18 protein-coding genes are annotated in these 18687 nt (G+C 66.0%); 15 read left to right on the top strand and 3 right to left on the bottom strand.

Annotated elements, in window-relative coordinates:
- The first annotated feature begins 111 nt into the window (after positions 1-111).
- A complete protein-coding gene (locus ABCN56_RS13330; protein WP_343081280.1) occupies positions 112-1041 on the top strand; it encodes a DMT family transporter in 930 nt (309 codons plus the stop codon).
- Here ABCN56_RS13330 and ABCN56_RS13325 read toward each other — a convergent pair.
- Positions 1016-1681, bottom strand: a complete 666-nt coding sequence (locus ABCN56_RS13325; RefSeq protein ID WP_343081279.1) for a thiamine diphosphokinase — start codon at positions 1679-1681, stop codon at positions 1016-1018. The genes ABCN56_RS13330 and ABCN56_RS13325 overlap by 26 nt on opposite strands.
- Positions 1682-1918: 237 nt before the next feature.
- Between ABCN56_RS13325 and ABCN56_RS13320 the strand changes: the two genes are divergently transcribed.
- Entirely contained in the window at positions 1919-4603 is a 2685-nt protein-coding gene (locus ABCN56_RS13320; protein WP_343081278.1) for a hypothetical protein, read from the top strand.
- Between the two features lie 6 nt (positions 4604-4609).
- On the opposite strand, the gene ABCN56_RS13315 is transcribed toward ABCN56_RS13320, so the two are convergent.
- Together ABCN56_RS13315 and ABCN56_RS13310 are read right to left on the bottom strand one after the other, a co-directional pair.
- Positions 4610-4864, bottom strand: coding sequence for a DUF2842 domain-containing protein (locus ABCN56_RS13315; RefSeq protein WP_425466100.1), 255 nt, complete (start codon positions 4862-4864; stop codon positions 4610-4612).
- Between the two features lie 11 nt (positions 4865-4875).
- Positions 4876-6168, bottom strand: a complete 1293-nt coding sequence (locus tag ABCN56_RS13310) for an adenylosuccinate synthase (protein ID WP_343081276.1) — start codon at positions 6166-6168, stop codon at positions 4876-4878.
- A gap of 311 nt (positions 6169-6479) precedes the next feature.
- On the opposite strand from ABCN56_RS13310, the gene secG reads away from it, so the two are divergent.
- From secG to ABCN56_RS13245, 13 genes are all read left to right on the top strand, one after another.
- Positions 6480-6833: a preprotein translocase subunit SecG gene (gene secG / locus ABCN56_RS13305; RefSeq protein WP_343081275.1), complete on the top strand. Its 354-nt coding sequence runs from the start codon at positions 6480-6482 to the stop codon at positions 6831-6833.
- Positions 6834-6995: 162 nt separating this feature from the next.
- Entirely contained in the window at positions 6996-8639 is a 1644-nt protein-coding gene (locus ABCN56_RS13300; RefSeq protein ID WP_343081274.1) for a CTP synthase, read from the top strand.
- Between the two features lie 118 nt (positions 8640-8757).
- Positions 8758-9066: a DUF1330 domain-containing protein gene (locus ABCN56_RS13295; protein WP_343081273.1), complete on the top strand. Its 309-nt coding sequence runs from the start codon at positions 8758-8760 to the stop codon at positions 9064-9066.
- Between the two features lie 143 nt (positions 9067-9209).
- On the top strand, positions 9210-9650 hold the full coding sequence (locus ABCN56_RS13290; protein ID WP_343081272.1) for a tellurite resistance TerB family protein: 441 nt from the start codon (positions 9210-9212) through the stop codon (positions 9648-9650).
- Complete coding sequence (locus ABCN56_RS13285) at positions 9647-10414, top strand: phosphate/phosphite/phosphonate ABC transporter substrate-binding protein (RefSeq protein WP_343081271.1); 768 nt, start codon at positions 9647-9649, stop codon at positions 10412-10414. The genes ABCN56_RS13290 and ABCN56_RS13285 overlap by 4 nt, the downstream gene beginning before the upstream one ends.
- Positions 10415-10513: 99 nt before the next feature.
- A complete protein-coding gene (locus ABCN56_RS13280) occupies positions 10514-11293 on the top strand; it encodes an ABC transporter ATP-binding protein (RefSeq protein ID WP_343081270.1) in 780 nt (259 codons plus the stop codon).
- Positions 11294-11325: 32 nt separating this feature from the next.
- The gene (locus tag ABCN56_RS13275) at positions 11326-12072 is read left to right on the top strand and encodes a transporter substrate-binding domain-containing protein (protein ID WP_343081269.1); all 747 of its coding nucleotides are present in this window, start codon (positions 11326-11328) and stop codon (positions 12070-12072) included.
- A 98-nt stretch (positions 12073-12170) separates the two neighbouring features.
- A complete protein-coding gene (locus tag ABCN56_RS13270) occupies positions 12171-13052 on the top strand; it encodes an ABC transporter permease (protein WP_343081497.1) in 882 nt (293 codons plus the stop codon).
- The gene (locus ABCN56_RS13265; RefSeq protein WP_343081268.1) at positions 13049-13888 is read left to right on the top strand and encodes an ABC transporter permease; all 840 of its coding nucleotides are present in this window, start codon (positions 13049-13051) and stop codon (positions 13886-13888) included. Before ABCN56_RS13270 ends, ABCN56_RS13265 begins: the two co-directional genes overlap by 4 nt.
- A gap of 1 nt (position 13889) precedes the next feature.
- Positions 13890-15224 (top strand): glutamine synthetase family protein, encoded by a 1335-nt coding sequence (locus ABCN56_RS13260; RefSeq protein ID WP_343081496.1) that lies wholly within the window; start codon positions 13890-13892, stop codon positions 15222-15224.
- Between the two features lie 88 nt (positions 15225-15312).
- Complete coding sequence (locus ABCN56_RS13255; RefSeq protein ID WP_343081267.1) at positions 15313-15993, top strand: type 1 glutamine amidotransferase; 681 nt, start codon at positions 15313-15315, stop codon at positions 15991-15993.
- 3 nt (positions 15994-15996) lie between these two features.
- On the top strand, positions 15997-17352 hold the full coding sequence (locus ABCN56_RS13250) for a glutamine synthetase family protein (RefSeq protein ID WP_343081266.1): 1356 nt from the start codon (positions 15997-15999) through the stop codon (positions 17350-17352).
- Complete coding sequence (locus ABCN56_RS13245; RefSeq protein WP_343081265.1) at positions 17349-18650, top strand: NAD(P)/FAD-dependent oxidoreductase; 1302 nt, start codon at positions 17349-17351, stop codon at positions 18648-18650. The genes ABCN56_RS13250 and ABCN56_RS13245 overlap by 4 nt, the downstream gene beginning before the upstream one ends.
- Positions 18651-18687 lie beyond the last annotated feature (37 nt).

Genomic DNA, 18687 nt, shown 5'->3' with positions numbered 1-18687 from the left:
GGGGCGAGGGGAAGGGAATGGCCCGGAACTGGCCGCATTTCCGCAACCCTCCTTCACCCATGTCGTTTTCGGGATGGACGCGGCGCGGGCGGCAGGGTAGCCCGCATCGCCATGGACCGCGAAGACCGTATCCTTCCCGGCGTCGGGCTGATGCTCGCCTTCTGTGCCATCGCGCCCCTGATCGACGTCGCCTCGAAACTCGCCGCGCAGGAAGTGCCGGTGGGCGTGGTGACGCTTGGCCGCTTCGTCGTGCAGGGCATTCTGATGCTGCCGATCGTGCTGTTCATGGGCCTGCCCATGGCGATCCTGCCGCGCGCCTTCTGGCTGACGATCTCGCGCGCGGCCGTCGCGATCCTGTCTACCTATTTCTTCGTTGCTGCGGTCCGTGTCATGCCGATCGCCGACGCGCTCGCCATCGCCTTCGTCGAGCCGTTCATCATCCTCCTGATCGGGAAGATCGTGCTGTCCGAACAGGTCGGGCCGCGCCGCCTCGGCGCGTCCGTCGTCGGGTTCACGGGGTCGCTCCTCGTCATCCAGCCCTCCTTCGCCGAGTTCGGCCCGGTCGCGTTTTATCCCTTGGGAACAGCGCTTTCCTTCGCGCTCTACATGCTGATCACGCGGCATCTGTCGCGGCTCATGCATCCGGTGACGATGCAGCTTCACACCGCTTTCTTCGCGAGCGTCCTCTGCCTGCCCCTCCTCGCGGTCGGCCATGCGTTGGGCGAACCCTCCCTGTCCTTCGTTCTTCCGCAGGGCGTCTTCTGGATCTGGGTCTTCTGCGTCGGCCTCGCCGCCACGATCAGTCACATGGCCATGACCTACGCGCTGATGTTCGCGCCCTCCTCCACGCTGGCGCCACTCCACTACCTCGAGATCGTCGGGGCCTCGCTCTACGGCTACCTCGTCTTCAGCGATTTCCCGGACGCGATGACCTGGACGGGCATCGCGGTGATCGTCGCCTCCGGCCTCTACATCATCCACCGCGAGCATCAGGTCGTGCGGGCGGCACGGGTCGTCACGCCTCTAGAAGCGCCCCGATAGCCGCGCGCAGGCAATTCCTCGGCAGGATGACCAGCATTCCGGCCGCATCGAATTCGACCTCGACCGGCCCATCCGCTATGTTCGACGTCCCGACGCGCCCATCGGGCGCGAAAGACAGCCCGGCGATGGGCCAGCGAAGGCCCGTGGACCTGCCCGCGACGCGCGCCATCGGAAATAGCGAGACCCGCGCGCCGGCCTTCAACGCCAGCGCAAGGCGGCGGCGGGGCGGGGCGGCAAAGACCACGTCCTTTTCGCCGACGATCAGGCAGGGCGGCACAGAAAGCCGCGCGATCGTGTTCCATGCCGCGAGCGTGTGGTCGAGCCGCGGCCCCGCAAAGCCGAGCGCCAGAACGAAGGGCGCGTCGATCCGGAGGAGGGATTTCTCGAAGTCGGTCGTTTCCTGCTCGTTCACCCGGAAAAGCCGCGCCTCTCCGAGCCTCTCACGCGCCTCCCCGCCGATCGAATCAAGGTCGCCGATCACGGCCTCGGGAATCAGCCCCAGCGCGATGGCCCTGTTCGCGCCGCCGTCCGCCGCCACGAGACGAGGCGCGATGGCCACGGCCTGCGCTGCCGCAGACCGCGCGACGCGCCCTCCGCCAATCAGCGTTACCCCTTGAGATGAGTGAACAATCGCGCGCATGATGCCATAATTAGTCGCCAAAATTGCAACAATTCACAATTGTGAGGCGATCTAGGTCCAGAAAAATCCTTTGATTTACCTATTTATGTCCAAGGTGGCGCACCAATTGGGGATGAGAGTAACGAGGTACGTAGTGGGAGATCGCGGCGGGTTATGGCCGGCAGGAACAGCAAATTAACCGTCTCCTATGGGACGTTCAATTGCACCCTGGAGGGATTCGACAATCCGATCCAGGTCATGAAGGTCATTGCCGACTACTTCCGCGACCTCGCCGCCGAAGACCGGTTCTTTGGCGCGGTTCCGCCCACCCCTGAGACCGATACGCTGCACGGCCTCGCAGAACGCGAGATCAGGCAGCGCGTCGAGGCGAAGATCAGGGAGAATGGCATCACCCTGAGGCCGAGCGCAGCGGCGCCGGCGGAGCGGCCCGCTCCTCGCGTGCAGGAACCGGAAGACCTCGAAGAGGAGGAGGTCGGCATCGCCGAGCCGCCGAGCGCCGGGATCACCGCGTTGGCCTCCGCTCTCGCTGCCCGCCGCGAGCGCGCGGAAACGGCGGCGCCCCCGGTGCCGCGGCCGATGCCGGAGGCCGAAATCACGGAGTTTGAGGAAGAGGAGGAAGCGCCGGCGCCCGTAACGGCCGGCACGACCGTCACCGAAGCGGCGGAAGAGCCCGCGCCGGCGGAAGAGCCCGCGCCGGTGGAAGTCACTCCTCCGCCGGCCGAAGCGGAAACGTCCGCCGACCTGGAAATGGTCGAGGAAGAGCCGGAAGAAGCCCCCGTAGCAGAGCCCGAGCCCGAAAGGCCTCGCGCCGAAGCCGCGCAGCCTAGCGTCGCCGAAACGCTGCTGCGCATTCGCGCGGCGGCCGCGGCAGGAAAGGCAAAGCCCGCCGAGCCTGCGGCAGGGATCTACCGATACCAAGGCCCGGCACCCGAGGCCGGCGCCGAGGAGCGCGAGGAGGAGGAGAAGGCGGCCGAGGAAGAGGTCGCGCCTTTCGTTCCCCCGGTGCCGGAGAAAGCCGAGGACGAGGAAGTAGCGGCCGCGCTGCCTGCGGAGGAACCCGCGCCGGAAGTGGAAGAGCCCGCGGAGCGCGCCGAAGCCGAACCTGCCGAGCCCCCGGCGGAAGAAGCGCCCGCACCGCAGGCGGCAGAAGAACCCGCCGCCCCGGAACCTGGGGAAACCCTTGGGGAGGTCCCGCCGGAACGGCGCGGAAAGCCGCTCCTGCTTCTCCATGCCAAGCGGGGAACCGGCCGCACGCCCGCAGCCGAACCCAAGGACAGCGAGTCACCGGCGGGTGCCGGCGCGAAGGATTCGGAAGCTTCCGGCAACGGCGAGTCGACGGCAGGCCATCTTCAACCCGTTATCCCGGCCGGCAAGGAGGCGGGCGAAGCTCCGGATCAAGAGGACATCGCAAAACGGTGGACCGGCGCGGAATGGTTCGAAGTCAAGAACGACACCGAAGAAGATGCGGATCAGACCGAGGAGGAAGGGTCGACCTCCTCCGGCCCGGCAGCCGGGACGGTGGAAGCACAGTCTGGCTTCCTGAAGCGCCTGGGCGGATGGATCGTGGGCCAGGGACGCAAGCCCGAAGAAGTTCCAAAGGAAGAACCGGCGAAAAGGCCGGAGCCGAGCCCGCCGCGCGCCGAAGTTCAACCCGCCGAACCGGAGGCACCCGCCGCGATCGAGCCGCCGAAGGACGTCTCGGACGCCGACCATGCGCGCACGGCCGGAGTGAAACGCCGCCCGGGGCCCGGCGCGTTCCATGTCGAACCCGAAGTGACCGAGGAAAAGGCCGGGCCGGAGGAGCGTGCCGGCGAGGAAACCGGCGCCGCCGAAGTCACCCGGCTGGAGACCGGCCGGGGCGAGAAGCCCTCGGCCGAGGAAGCCACTTCGGAGGCCGAAGAAACCGGCGTAGAGCCGCCCGCGGAGCCCCGCCGCGAGGACGCCGACACCACTGACGCCGCGATACGGGCGATCCTTGCACTGACCGGCGAAACGACTGGCCGGAGGGACTTCAGCAGTTTCGAGAACCGAGATGACATCCGGAAGGCCCTTCTGGAGGAGATCGCGCAAAGCGAGGGAAAGCGTGGGGGGGCCTCGGAAGAGGACGACCTCCTGGAACGGCTGGCCGAGCTCCGCCGCGATTCCTACGACCTGTTCGCGCCCGAAGAACCCGGCCCGGACCTCGAGGACATGCGGCCAAGCCGGCGCGCCCGGCAGCGCCTCATCCAGCGCGAGGACGACAATTCCGTTTCGCGGCTCATCGAGGAGGCCAACACGAAGCTGAAGGACGCGGAGAGCCGGCGGCGGCTGGATGCGATCTCGGCCATGAAAGCGGCCGTGGCCGCGACCGAAGCGGAGCGCCAGTTGAAGGACAGCTCCAAGGAACTGTCCTCAGAGCAGCAGACCGAGATGGAGCGCTACCGCGAGGACCTGTCGAAGGTCGTGGGCCCGGTTCCGAACCCGGCCGACGTGGCGGACATGGATGACGGCGAAGAGCACGAGGATCCGCCGACGGAGGAGCGCGACGGTGAATCCGGCGAGGCGGAGGACGCATCGCAGGACGATGGCGCTTCGGAATCCGGAGACGTCGGCGAGGCTGATGACGACGATGAGGCCGGGCCTCTCCCCCCGGAAACCGCCGAGCGCTTCGAGGAGTTCCTCGAACTCGTTGGCGCGCGGTCGGTCAGCGACGTCATCGAGGCGGCGGCGGCATTCTGCCTGACGGAGGAGCAGCGTCCGCACGTGACGCGGCCGCATCTTCTGCAACTGGCCGCGACCGTTCCGGGTTATTCGCGCGAAGAAGGGCTGCGGGCCCTGGGCGCCCTGCTGCTGCGGGGCACGATGCGAACTGTCCTGCGCGGGAAGTTCACGCTGAGCGAGCGGTCACAGATCCTCGCGCGGGCGCGCGGCACCAAGCGTTGAGGGCGCTCAGCGCCCGCCGCGGTCCTCGGGTCCGCGTGATTCCGTGCCCGGCTCCGCCTGGCCGATGCCGCGGAAGACGCGCTTGAACGGCAGCGCCCAGAGGAAGCCGAGGACGACATAGACCGCCACCTCCGCGAGGATCGGCAGCCGGCCGAAGGTCCGGTCGGCCCAGTTCACCAGCGTGACGGCAACGACGATATAGGCCGGAAGCCCGACGAGCAGGATCAGGAGCGAGAGCCTCCGCCGGGCCTTCCAGGACATCGCCATCGGGCTTAGTCCGCGAAAGGATCGGTGACGAGGATCGTGTCGTCGCGCTCGGGGCTCGTCGACAGCATCGCCACCGGGCACTGGATCAGTTCCTCGATCCGGCGGACATACTTGATCGCAGCGGCCGGAAGCTCGGCCCAGGAGCGGGCGCCCTGGGTGCTTTCGCTCCAGCCTTCCATCTCCTCGTAAATGGGCTTCACCTTGGCCTGGAGCGCCGCCGCCGTCGGCAGGTAGTCATAGCGCACGCCGTCGATTTCGTAGCCGACGCAGATCTTCAGCGTCTCGAACCCGTCGAGAACGTCGAGCTTCGTCAGCGCGATGCCATTGACGCCGGAGATCGCGCAGGTCTGGCGCACCAGCACGGCGTCGAACCAGCCGCAGCGGCGCTTGCGGCCCGTCACGGTGCCGAATTCATGCCCGCGCTCGCCGAGGCGCTGGCCGTCCTCGTCCTCGAGTTCCGTCGGGAACGGTCCCTCGCCCACGCGGGTGGTATAGGCCTTCACGATTCCGAGGACGAAGCCGATCGCGGAAGGCCCCATGCCGGTCCCGGTGGCGGCCATGCCTGACATAGTGGTCGAGGACGTCACATAGGGATAGGTGCCGAAGTCGATGTCGAGGAGCGAGCCCTGCGCGCCCTCGAATAGGATGCGCTTGCCGCCCCGGCGCATCTCGGACATGACCTTCCAGACCGGCTGGGCGTAGGGAAGGAGTTTCGGCGCCATTTCCTTGAGCTTCGCGGTCAGTTCTGCCCGGTCGATCGCCGGTGCGCCCAGCCCCGCCCGAAGCGCATCGTGGTGTGCGAGAAGCCGGTCGATCCGCGCCTCCAGCGTTTCGTCGTCGCCGAGGTCAGACACGCGGATCGTGCGGCGGCCGACCTTGTCCTCGTAGGCGGGGCCGATGCCGCGGCCGGTGGTGCCGATCTTCGCCTTGCCGGCGGCTTCCTCGCGGAGCCGGTCCAGGTCCTGGTGCAAGGGAAGGATCAGCGGCGTGTTTTCGGCGATCATCAGGTTTTCGGTCGAAATCTCGACGCCCTGCCCGGACAGCTTGTCGATCTCCGCAAACAGCGCCCAGGGATCGAGCACGACCCCGTTGCCGATCACGGCGAGCTTGCCGGGACGGACGATGCCCGAAGGCAGCAGCGACAGCTTGAATACCTTCTCGCCGATCACCAGCGTATGGCCGGCATTGTGCCCGCCCTGAAAGCGCGCGATCACATCGGCGCGCTCGGACAGCCAGTCGACGATCTTGCCCTTGCCCTCGTCGCCCCACTGGGCCCCGACCACCACGACGTTAGCCATCATCACGCTCCTTCGAAGCAAACCCGGCACCGTATAGCGGGGCCGCGCGCCGGACGAAACCGGTTTTCCACCTGATCTGGGCAGATGCCAAGAGGCGAACCGGTGCATCGGCCCGCGGCTGCGGATGCCAGGCTCTCCTGTAGAGGCGATGGCGTCTTTGCGCACCTTGCACATGGCGAACGGCGCGGGCCGCCAACCTGCCGGAACACGGCGGCGGGCAATCTTCCGCAAACGGATCGGGCAAAACGCCTTGCGCGCAGTCGCCCATGCGCCTAGATAGGCGCGTCAATGCGTCAGCGTTCCCGGGGACCATGGAAAACGTAATTCTCACCGTCCACCTCATCCTCGCGCTGCTCCTGATCGGAGTGGTGCTTCTGCAGCGCAACGAAGGCGGCGCCCTCCTGTCGAGCGGCGGTGCGGTCTCTGCGCGGGGTGCGGCGAACGCCCTGACCAAGCTGACATGGATCCTCGCGGCGGCCTTCATCGTGACGTCGAGCGCGCTGACGATCCTGGCCGCGCGCGACGCGGATTCGGCTTCCGTGGTCGACCGGCCGGCCGCCGAGGCTCCGGCGACCGACGCGGCACCGGCGCCTGCCCTTCCGGCAGGCGACCTGACGCCGCCGCCGGCCGCGGACGCTCCTGTCGCTCCTCCGGCTGCCGACTGACAAGCACACAACCACTTGGCGCTGGTTTTTCGCGCCACACCACAATTTGCGGTCCGGTTGCGGGGGGCCAGCGAATCTGTTAGACGTTAAATCCCGTGATGCTGAGACTAATTCGGTCTTCGGCGCTCCAATAAACCGAGGCAAATCACGGGGGTCACCGGCATGGCGCGTTACGTATTCATCACCGGTGGCGTCGTTTCATCTCTTGGCAAGGGTCTGGCATCGGCGGCGCTCGGCGCGCTCCTGCAGGCGCGCGGCTTTTCGGTGCGGTTGAGGAAGCTCGACCCCTACCTCAACGTCGATCCGGGCACGATGAGCCCCTTCGAACACGGCGAGGTCTTCGTGACCGACGACGGGGCCGAAACCGACCTCGACCTTGGTCACTATGAACGCTTCACCGGCGTCCATGCCCGCAAGACCGACTCGATCTCTTCGGGCCGCATCTATTCGAACGTGCTGGAGAAGGAGCGCCGGGGCGACTACCTCGGCAAGACGATCCAGGTCATTCCGCACGTCACCAACGAGATCAAGGATTTCCTGAGGATCGGCGAATCGGAAGTCGATTTCATGCTGTGCGAGATCGGCGGCACGGTGGGCGACATCGAGGGCCTGCCGTTCTTCGAGGCGATCCGGCAGTTCATCCACGAACGTCCCCGTGGCCAGTCGATCCTTATGCACCTGACGCTCTTGCCCTATCTCGCGGCATCGGGCGAGTTGAAGACCAAGCCTACCCAGCACTCGGTCAAGGAACTTCAATCCATCGGCCTCGCGCCCGACGTGCTCGTCTGTCGCTCCGAACATCCGATTCCGGAAAAGGAACGCGCCAAGATTGCACTCTTCTGCAACGTCCGGCCCGAGGCGGTGATCCCGGCCTATGACCTCAAGACGATCTACGAAGCCCCTCTCGCCTACCACCGCGAGGGGCTGGACCAGGCGGTGCTGGACGCGTTCGGGATATCCCCGGCGCCGAAGCCCAACCTCGAACGCTGGATCGACGTTATGGACCGGCTGGACAACGCCGAGGGCGAGGTCCGGGTGGCGATCGTGGGGAAATACACGCAGCTCGAGGATGCCTACAAATCCATCGCCGAGGCCCTGACGCATGGCGGAATGGCGAACCGCGTTCGGGTGAAATCGGAGTGGATCGACGCCGAGATCTTCGAACGGGAAGACCCCGCGCCCTACCTCGAAGGCTTCCACGCGATCCTCGTTCCGGGCGGCTTCGGCGAGCGCGGAACGGAAGGCAAGATCAAGGCTGCCCAGTTCGCTCGGGAACGGAAGGTTCCCTATCTCGGCATCTGTCTCGGGATGCAGATGGCGGTGATCGAGTCGGCGCGGAACCTCGTCGGCCTGAAGGACGCGGGCTCGGAGGAATTCGACCACGAGGCGGGCGCGAAGCGTTTCACGCCGGTCGTCTACCACCTGAAGGAATGGATTCAGGGCAACCACATGGTTGCCCGCAAGGTCGAGGACGACAAGGGCGGGACGATGCGGCTTGGCGCCTACACGGCCGCCCTGACACCGGGCTCCCGGGTTGCCGAGGTCTACGGCGAGACGACGATCGAGGAGCGTCACCGCCACCGCTACGAGGTCGACGTCAAGTATCGCGAAAAGCTCGAGAAATGCGGGCTGATCTTCTCGGGCATGAGCCCGGACGGGCGCCTGCCCGAGATCGTCGAGGTGAAGGACCACCCTTGGTTCATCGGCGTGCAGTTCCACCCCGAACTGAAGTCCAAGCCCTTCCAGCCTCACCCGCTGTTCGCCGATTTCGTGCGCGCGGCGGTCGAGCAGGAGCGCCTGGTCTGAAACGCGCGACCGTCGCGCGGATTTTCGACACTTCATCTTTCCGATGACTTCCCTGGCCTGTTAGGCAGGTCCGGAAAGGCGCGGTCAAATTCGCGCCGGTGTGTCAGGGGAGGACAGGATGAGCGACAAGACGCAGCCCAAGGGCTATTGGATCGGGCATGTGACCGTGGACAACCCGGAAGCCTATGCCAGATACCGGGAAGCCAACGCCGTCGCCTTCGCGAAATACGGCGCGCGGTTCCTCGTTCGGGGCGGCGCTCAGGAGGTCGTCGAGGGTGAGATGCGGCCGCGCGCCGTCGTGATCGAGTTCCCGAGCCTCGAAGCGGCGCGCGCCTGCTACGCGTCGCCGGAATACGAGGCGGCGAAAGCGATCCGCGAACCGGTGTCAATTGCCGATCTCTGCATCGTCGAGGGCTACGTGGAATAGACCTCCGCCGGCCTTCTTCGGGCTGGCAGGTCTTCAGGAGAAAGCCGGGGCCCCGCAGTCCGGGAAAGGAGCGGACAGCCGCCCAAGCGGACACCCTTCCGCGCCGCATTCCCATTTCGCGAGACCCGGACTATATCCCTGCCATGATCAAGAGACTCCTCACCTCGCTCCTCGCGCCCGTTCCCGCACCCCTGCCCGCACCCGAAGCGCGGCTGGCGCTCGCGGCTCTCCTTGTCCGGCTTGCGCGTGCCGATGGCCGCTATGACGACGAGGAGACCAGGCGGATCGACCTCGTCATCGCCACCCGGTATGGCCTCTCGCCTTTCGAGGCGGCGGCCGTGCGTCGCGAGGCCGAGGAGATCGAGGCGGAGGCACCCGACACGGTGCGATTCACGCGGGCTCTGAAGGACGCGGTGCCCCACGAGGAGCGGATGGGAATCATGACGGCGCTTTGGCGGGTCGCTCTCGCCGACGGGGAGCGCGACGCCGAGGAGGACGCGTTGATCCGGCTGGTTGCGAACCTTCTCGGGATTTCGGACCGCGACAGCGCCATCGCCCGCCAGAGAGTGGAGAGCCAGGAATGATTGCCGCGTTGCCCATGTATGACTGGCCCGAGGTGCAGGATGTCTGGGACCGTTTCTGGGCGCTGATCCGCGACGGGTTCCGAGAGGAAGGGATCGACGCGCCCGACACGCTCGATCGGGAGGTCGGAATGTGGGAGGCGTGGGAAAGCCCGGATCTCCTTCTCGGCCAGACCTGCGGCCTGCCCTACCGGACGCGGCTGCACGGCAAGGTCGCAGTTCTTGGAACTCCAGATTTCGGTCTGCCGGACGCGCCGGGTGGCTACTACTACAGCCAGGTCGTGACCCGGATCGATGAACCCGGAGACTTCGCCGATTTCGCGGACAAGGTCCTGGCCATCAATGGGTTCGACAGCCAGTCGGGCTGGGGGTCCATGCAGAATACGGCTGCGGCAGAAGGCTTCGGCTTCTCCCGCATCTTCGTGTCCGGCGCGCATATCGAAAGCGCGCGAGCCGTGGCCGAGGGTCGGGCGGACATCGCGGCGATCGACGGGGTGAGCTGGCGGCTTCTCGAAGAGCACCGGCCCGAGATCGCGTCCCGGCTGAGGATCATCAGACGAACCGAGACGACGCCGGGCCTGCCCATGATCACGGCGCCTGGCAATGACGCCGCCCGGATGGCCCACGCCGTCGAACACGCCATCGCCGCACTCGCCCCGGCGGATCGCGCGAGAATCGGGCTGAGGGGCTTCGAGACGATTCCCGCCGAGGCTTACCTTGCCGTCCGAACCCCGCCCTTGCCTGACCAGATCGATCAACACGGCTGAGCGATCTGGATGACATTGCGTCAGCCAGAGCAGAAAGAACGTTGAAACGCGGCGAATTTTGCGCCCTACTCCCTCACCGGGGAATGAGAAGACCAAGACGTGACAGAAACCGAACCACCCGTTCTGGAAATCCGGGACCTGCACAAGGCTTATGGCCCGCTCGAAGTGCTCAAGGGCGTCTCGATCGCTGCCCGCAAGGGGCAGGTCGTATCGCTCATTGGTTCCTCGGGTTCGGGGAAGTCCACGCTCCTGCGTTGCTGCAACCTTCTGGAGGACAGCCAGCAGGGCGAGATCCTGTTCAAGGGCGAAGCGGTCCGCTGGCGCGGTCATGGCGCGCACCGGCACCCGGCTGACAAGGCGCAGGTGATCCGGATCCGCACCAACCTGTCGATGGTGTTCCAGCAGTTCAACCTCTGGTCCCACATGACGATCCTCGAGAACATCATGGAGGCGCCGCTCACCGTGCTTGGCCGCCCCCGCGACGAGGTCGAGGCCTCGGCGCGACGCTACCTCGACAAGGTGGGCATCGGCGACAAGGCCGACGCCTGGCCGGCGCAGCTTTCGGGCGGTCAGCAGCAGCGCGCGGCCATCGCCCGGGCGCTCTGCATGGAACCGACCGCGCTCCTCTTCGACGAACCCACCTCGGCGCTCGACCCCGAGCTCGAACAGGAGGTCGTGAAGGTCATCAAGGCCCTTGCCGAGGAAGGGCGCACGATGCTTCTCGTCACGCATGACATGCGGCTCGCAGCGGATGTTTCCGATCACGTCGTCTTCCTCCACCTCGGCAGAATCGAGGAAGAGGGCACGCCGGACCGTGTCTTCGGCGATCCAGAAACCGAACGCCTGCGGCAGTTTCTGAGAGCGACCGCCCCAGAGTGAGAACAAGAATGACCAACCAACAGGAGAGAAAAATGAAAAGACTGATGCTTGCAACCGCGGCGCTGGCGCTGACCGCCGGCATCGCCTCGGCCCAGACCGTGCGGCTGGGCACCGAGGGCGCCTACCCTCCCTACAACTTCATCAACGACGCGGGAGAGGTCGACGGGTTCGAGCGTGAGATGGGCGACGAACTGTGCACGCGCGCCGAATTGACCTGCGAATGGGTGACGAACGAGTGGGATTCGATCATCCCGAACCTCGTCTCGGGCAACTATGACGTGATCATCGCGGGCATGAGCATCACCGAAGAGCGCGATCAGGTCATCGACTTCACCCAAGGCTACATCCCGCCCGCGGCTTCGGCCTATGCGGCGACCTCGGCCGACATCGACGTGAAGACCGGCGTGATCGCGGCGCAGGCGGCGACGATCCAGGCGGGCTATGTCGCCGAAACCGGCGCGACGCTTCTGGAATTCGCGACCCCTGACGAAACCGTCGCCGCCGTTCGGAACGGCGAGGCAGACGCTGTCTTCGCCGACAAGGATTACCTCGTGCCGATCGTCGAGGAATCGGGCGGCGAACTCGTCTGGGCCGGCGAGGACGTGCAACTCGGCGGCGGCGTCGGCCTCGGCATTCGCGAAAGCGACGCGGAACTGCGCGACAAGCTCGATGCGGCGATCGCCTCGATGAAGGAAGACGGCACGCTGAACGCCATGATCGTCAAGTGGTTCGGCGAAGGCGCGGCCGTCTGGGGCGAAGAAGACGAAGGCGGCAAGTGACCGTCGGAGGCACGGGGGCGCGCGCTGCGCACCCCCTGCCAATCTGAAACGAACGGGCCCGCGAAATCCGCGGGCCCTCCCCGATCCGGAGAGCCGCCATTTTCTCCAGCTGCGCCGATCCCGCGAGCCTCGAAGGTTTCGCCTGGCTCCTGTGCTACCTGACCACGGGCAAGCACATCCTGTTCTATTGGTCCTTCGTCGTCGTGCTCGTCCTGCTGGCGATCACCGCGCCGGTGGCCCTGACATTTGGCTTCTTCGGCGCGGTGGCGGCCCGGTCGCAGTTCGCCGCCCTGCGCTGGCTCGGAAAAACTTACATCGCGATGGTCCGCGGCGTGCCGGATATCGCGTTCTTCATGTTCTTCGTCATCGCGCTCGACCAATCGCTGGAATGGATCCGGCACCAGGTGAAATGCCCCGAGTGGACCGAACCGATACGCCGGGGGGCCGATTTCGTGGTCTGCCCCGAGGCGAAGCTTCCGCTGTCGACGAGCCCTCAGGTCTGGCACGAGGTCTACAACTTCTCGCTCGCCGTGTTCACTTTCGGCCTCGTCTTCGGCGCCTTCGCGGCGAACGTCCTTTACGGCGCGATGCGCGCCGTGCCGAAGGCGCAGCTTGAAACGGCAGAGGCCTACGGCATGACGCCGCGCCAGATATTTCGGCGTGTCCTCGTGCCGCAAATGTGGGTCTACGCGCTGCCGGGCCTGTCGAACCTGTGGATGATCCTCATCAAGGCGACACCGCTGCTGTTCCTCCTCGGGGTCGAGGACATCGTCTACTGGGCACGGGAACTGGGCGGCGCCAAGACGTCCGCCTACGCCTATCCGCATCCGGACTGGCGGGTTTGGTACTTCGTTGGCCTCCTCCTCTTCTACCTCGGCATGACCAAGGGCTCCGAAGTCGTGCTGTCACGCGTCACGGCGCGGCTGTCGCACGGGCAGGCGACGCTTGCCGGAGAGGCGATGAGAAAGGCCGGCCGATGACCTGCGTCGAGACGATCCAGTCCTACGCCCTGCGGTCCCTGGGGATCGGCGAAAGGCTACTGCCGCGCGAGGGCTTCACGCTCTGCGAGCATTTCACGCTGATCGGCTCGGGGCTGATCTGGAACATCTATTTCGGGACGCTCGCGCTGCTTCTGGGCTTCTTCATCGCCAACGCGGTCGCGATGGCGAAGATCAGCCCGCACCGCGTCATCCGCAAGCCCGCGGAATGGTTCGTCTTCGTCTTCCGCGGCTCGCCCCTGTTCATCCAGTTCTTCCTGGCCTACGAAGCCTTCGTGCTTCTGCCGAAGGCCGGCATCAACATTCCGCTCGGCATCACGACGATAACTGTCGCGACAAGCTGGCTCACGAAGGCACAGGCGGGGGCGCTCATCGTCCTCATCCTCAACACGGCCGCCTATTCGGGCGAGATCTTCTACGGCGCGCTGCGCTCTGTCCCGAAGGGCGACATAGAGGCTGCCGACGCCTATGGAATGAGCGGCTGGAAGCGGTTCCGGCGGATCGTCTGGCCCACGATGATGCGGCTTGGCTGGCCCGCCTACACGAACGAGGCGATCTTCCTCTTCCACGCGACGACACTCGTCTTCTTCTCGGGCTTCCCGGCCTGGCAGCAGCGGGGCGACGCGCTCTACTATGCGAACTACTTTGCGGACAAGACCTTCAATCCCTTCATTCCCTATCCGATCGTGGCCTTCTATTTCATTCTTCTGACGCTCGTCATCATCGGCCTCTTCGGATTGGCGAACCGGCGGCTGAACCGCCACATACCGGCACAGACCCGGACCCGGTTGAGGATCAGGCCGCAGATCATCAGGTGAGATCATGGACTGGCTGAGAGAGCACCTCGAGGTGCGCACGATCCGCGTGGCCGCGGCAGATCTGAACGGTGTGGCCCGTGGCAAGAGAGTACCGGCGCGTTTCGCGCAGAAACTCATGACCGACGGGACGCGGTTCCCGTTCTCGGTCCTGAACCTCGACATCTGGGGCGAGGACATCGAGGACAGCCCGCTCGTCTTCGAAAGCGGCGACGTGGACGGCGTCCTGATGCCGACGGAGAGGGGCTTCCTGCCGATGCCCTGGCTCGAGGCGCCGACCGCGCTTCTGCCGATCTGGATGTTCCACGAGGACGGCCGCCCCTACGACGGCGACCCCCGGCAGGCGCTGGCCCGCGTTGCGGATCGCTACAAGGCGGCGGGGCTCACGCCGGTCGTGGCCACGGAACTCGAATTCTTCCTGATCGACGATTCCGGGAACCGCCCGCGAGTCCCACCGTCGCCCCGTTCGGGCAAACGGCGGACGGGGGGCGAGATACTGTCGCTGCGCGCGCTCGACGCCTTCGACGCCTTCTTCACCGCGCTCTACGACGCCTGCGAGGAGATGGACATTCCCGCCGACACCACGATTTCGGAAGCGGGTCCGGGGCAGTTCGAGATCAACCTGATGCACCAGTCCGATCCGCTCAAGGCAGCGGACGATACCTGGCTCTTCAAGATGCTGGTGAAGGGGCTTGCGCGGACCCACGGCTTCGCCGCGAGCTTCATGGCCAAGCCTTACGAGGCGTGGTCGGGGAACGGGCTCCATACGCACTTTTCTCTCCTGGACGCTTCGGGCCGCAACGTCTTCGACAACGGCGGGCCGGAAGGGACAGAGGTCCTGCACCATGCGATCGGCGGGCTGCTCAAGGCCCTGTCGGGCTCGACGCTGCTCTTCGCGCCGCACGCGAACAGCTATGACCGGCTGGTTCCAGACGCCCACGCCCCGACGGGTATCGCCTGGGCCTACGAGAACCGTACGTCGGCGATCCGCGTTCCCTCCGGAAACCCTGTGGCGCGCCGGATCGAGCATCGCGTCGCGGGCGGCGACGTGAACCCCTATCTCTCGCTCGCCGCCATCCTCGGCGCGGCGCTGCAGGGGATCGAGGGGAAGATCGCTCCTCCCCCACCGATCACGGGCAACGCCTATGCGCAGGAGCTTCCGCAGTTGCCGACGACCTGGAAGGACGCGGTCGCGGCCTTCGAGAAAAGCCCGGAGATCGCGGACATTTTCCCCAAGGAACTTGTCGCGAACTACGTGCTGACCAAGCGGCAGGAACTCCACTACATGTCCGAGCTTTCCCCGGAACAGCAGATCGAGCTCTACCTCGACACGGTTTGACGCTGCCCTTGCGGAAGCCGCCACTGCCCCTCTTGCCGGTCAGCGTGGCGGCGATTACCTTGGGCAAAACCCTTAAAAAGAGCATTTCATGCTTATCGGTATCCTGCAGACGGGACAGGCCCCCGAGTCGCTTCGGGGCCAGTCCGGTGACTATCCCGACATGTTCGTGCGGCTTCTTTCCGGAAAGGGCTTCGACTTCCGCAACTGGCATGTCGAGGCGATGGACTTCCCCGAGGGCGTCCGCGACGCCGACGGCTGGATCATCACCGGCTCGCGCCACGGCGCCTACGAGGATCACGACTTCATCCCCAAGCTCGAGGATTTCATCCGGCAGGCCTATGCGGAAGCAGTGCCGGTCGTGGGGATCTGCTTCGGCCACCAGATCATCGCGAAGGCGCTCGGCGGCAAGGTCGAAAGGTTCGCAGGCGGATGGGCGGTCGGCCCGCAGGACTACGATTTCGGCGGCGAGACGGTGAGGCTCAACGCCTGGCACCGCGACCAGGTAACCGCGCTGCCGGAGGGCGCGTCGGTCGTCGCAACGCATCCGTTCTGCGAGAACGCGGCGCTCGTCTATGGCGAGCGCGCATACACCGTGCAGGCGCATCCTGAATTCTCTGACGATTTCATCGACGGGCTGATGAAGACGCGCGGAAAGGGCCTCGTCCCCGACGCGCTTCTGGCCGAGGCGGAAGAACGCCTCGGCCAGCCCAATTCCTCTGCCGCGATCGCGGATCGCATCGCGGATTTCTTTAAACAAAGCAAAGTGTGACCCATGACGGACTGGACCGACCAGCTCCCCGAAGCGGCCCGCAGCTATATCGCGGGCAGGAGGCTCGACGAAGTAGAGTGCATCGTTTCCGATATTGCGGGCGTGGCGCGCGGCAAGGCGATGCCTGCATCGAAATTCGGTCGCCAAGAGCGTTTCTTCCTGCCGAATTCGATCTTCCTGCAGACCATCACAGGTGAATGGGCCGACGATCCCGGCGGAGCCTTCACCGAACCCGACATGATCCTGACGCCGGATTTCTCCACCGCCACGGCCGCGCCCTGGACGGCAGACGTGACGCTGCAGGTGATCCATGATGTGAAGGATCAGCAGGGCCGCCCCGTCCCGATCGCGCCCAGGAACGTCCTGAAACGCGTGATCGAGCTTTACAATGCCGAGGGCTGGACGCCGATCGTCGCGCCGGAGATGGAGTTCTTCCTCGTTGCCCGCAACCTCGACCCGAACATGCCGGTCGAGCCGCCGATGGGCCGCTCAGGCCGCCGGGCCGCGCAGAAGCAGGCCTATTCGATGTCGGCCGTCGACGAATACGGCAAGGTTATCGACGACATCTACGACTTCGCCGAAGCGCAGGGGTTCGAGATCGACGGGATCGTTCAGGAAGGCGGTGCGGGGCAGATCGAGATCAACCTGAACCACGGCAACCCAGTGCACCTTGCCGACGAGATCTTCTTCTTCAAGCGGCTGATCCGCGAGGCGGCGCTGCGTCACGACTGCTTCGCGACCTTCATGGCCAAGCCCATCGAGGGCGAGCCGGGAAGCGCGATGCACATCCACCACTCGGTCGTGGACGTGGAGACCGGGAACAACATCTTCTCCGATGACAAGGGCGGGGAGACGCCGGCCTTCATGCATTTCATCGCGGGGATGCAGAACCACCTGCCTGCCGTGATCGCGCTGCTTGCGCCCTACGTGAACAGCTACCGCCGCTACGTCCCGGACTTCGCCGCGCCGATCAATCTTGAATGGGGGCGCGACAACCGGACGACGGGCCTCAGGGTGCCGATATCGGACCCGCACGCGCGCCGGTTGGAGAACCGGCTGGCGGGGATGGACTGCAACCCGTACCTCGGCCTCGCCGCGTCGCTGGCCTGCGGTTATCTCGGCCTCAAGGAAAAGCAGATGCCGCGCGCGGAATGCCTCGGCGACGCCTACATGAGCGAGGACGAGCTGCCCTACAACCTCGGCGACGCGCTCGACCTCTTCACCGAGAGCAACGCGATCCGGGACGTGCTGGGGCATGACTTCTGCAAAGTCTACGAGTCGGTGAAGCGCAATGAATACAAGGAGTTCCTGCAGGTCATCAGCCCATGGGAACGCGAGCATCTGCTGCTGAACGTATGAACCTTCTCTTCGCCAACGACCGGCGAGGGGAATACCCGAAAAGCTGGTATGCCGAGACGGCGGCGCCGTTCGAGCGGTTCGCTCCGCTCAAGGGTGCGACGCGCGCCGACGTCTGCATCGTTGGCGGGGGCTACACCGGGCTGTCGGCGGCGCTGCATCTCGCGGAACGCGGGTTCGACGTCGCACTTCTGGAGGCGCACCGGGTCGGTTTCGGTGCCTCGGGACGGAACGGAGGGCAGGTCGGGTCAGGACAGCGGCTGGAGCAGGACGCGCTGGAGCGGATGGCCGGACGCGACGCGGCGCGGGCGCTTTGGGACCTGTCGGAAGAGGCCAAGGCGCTCGTCCGGGACCTGATCGCAGCGCATGGAATGTCGCTGACATTCCACCCTGGGATCGTCCATGCCTGCCGGACGCAAGCCGAGGTGGACCATGCCCGTGCCCATGCGGAGATGCTGGCGCGAGACTACAGCTATGACGCGGTGGAGCCACTGGACCGCGACGGCCTCAGGGAGATCCTGCCGTCGGAAGCCTATGTCGGAGGCGACATCGACCGGGGCGCGGGGCATGTCCATCCCCTGAACTTCGCGATCGGGCTCGCCAAGGCGGCTGCCGCGGCTGGCGTGCGCATCCACGAGGGCGCGCATGTGCACCACATCGAAAAAGGCTCCAAGGCGGTCGTGCAGACGGGCGAGGGCCGCGTCGAATGCGACCACGTCATCCTCGCCTGCAATGGATATCTGGGCGGGCTCGACGGACAGGTCGCCTCGCGGGTCATGCCGATCAACAACTTCATCGTCGCGACCGAACCCCTCGGCGCGCGTGCAGCCGAAGTCCTGCGCGAGAATGTTGCCGTCGCCGACACGCGCTTCGTAGTCAACTACTGGCGCCTGAGCGAGGACGGGCGGCTCCTGTTCGGTGGCGGAGAAAGCTACGGCTACCGCTTCCCGGACATCGTGAAGACGGTCCGCAAGCCGATGCTTCAGGTCTATCCCGGACTCAGGGACGTCAGGATCACCCACGCCTGGGGCGGGACGCTGGCGATCACCGTGAACCGGATGCCCTACTTCGCGCGGGTCGCGCCCAACGTGCTGTCGGCCTCGGGCTATTCGGGGCACGGGGTCGCGATGGCGACGATGGCGGGCAAGATCCTTGCCGAGGCGGTTGCCGGTCAGGCGGAGCGGTTCGACCTCATGGCGAGGCTTCCCGCGCGACGGTTCCCGGGGGGCGCGGGTCTGCGCTGGCCGCTCCTCGTGCTGGCGATGAGCTGGTATTCGATGCGGGACCGTCTCGGCATCTGAAACCGCTGCACGGCTGCGGCGGAATGGCCGACGAAAG

Origin of the sequence: Ostreiculturibacter nitratireducens (assembly GCF_032670585.1) — a bacterium.
In the GTDB taxonomy this organism is placed as follows: domain Bacteria; phylum Pseudomonadota; class Alphaproteobacteria; order Rhodobacterales; family Rhodobacteraceae; genus Ostreiculturibacter; species Ostreiculturibacter nitratireducens.
Note: the sequence above shows the minus strand (reverse complement) of the source record. Positions and strands in the feature narration are given on the sequence as shown.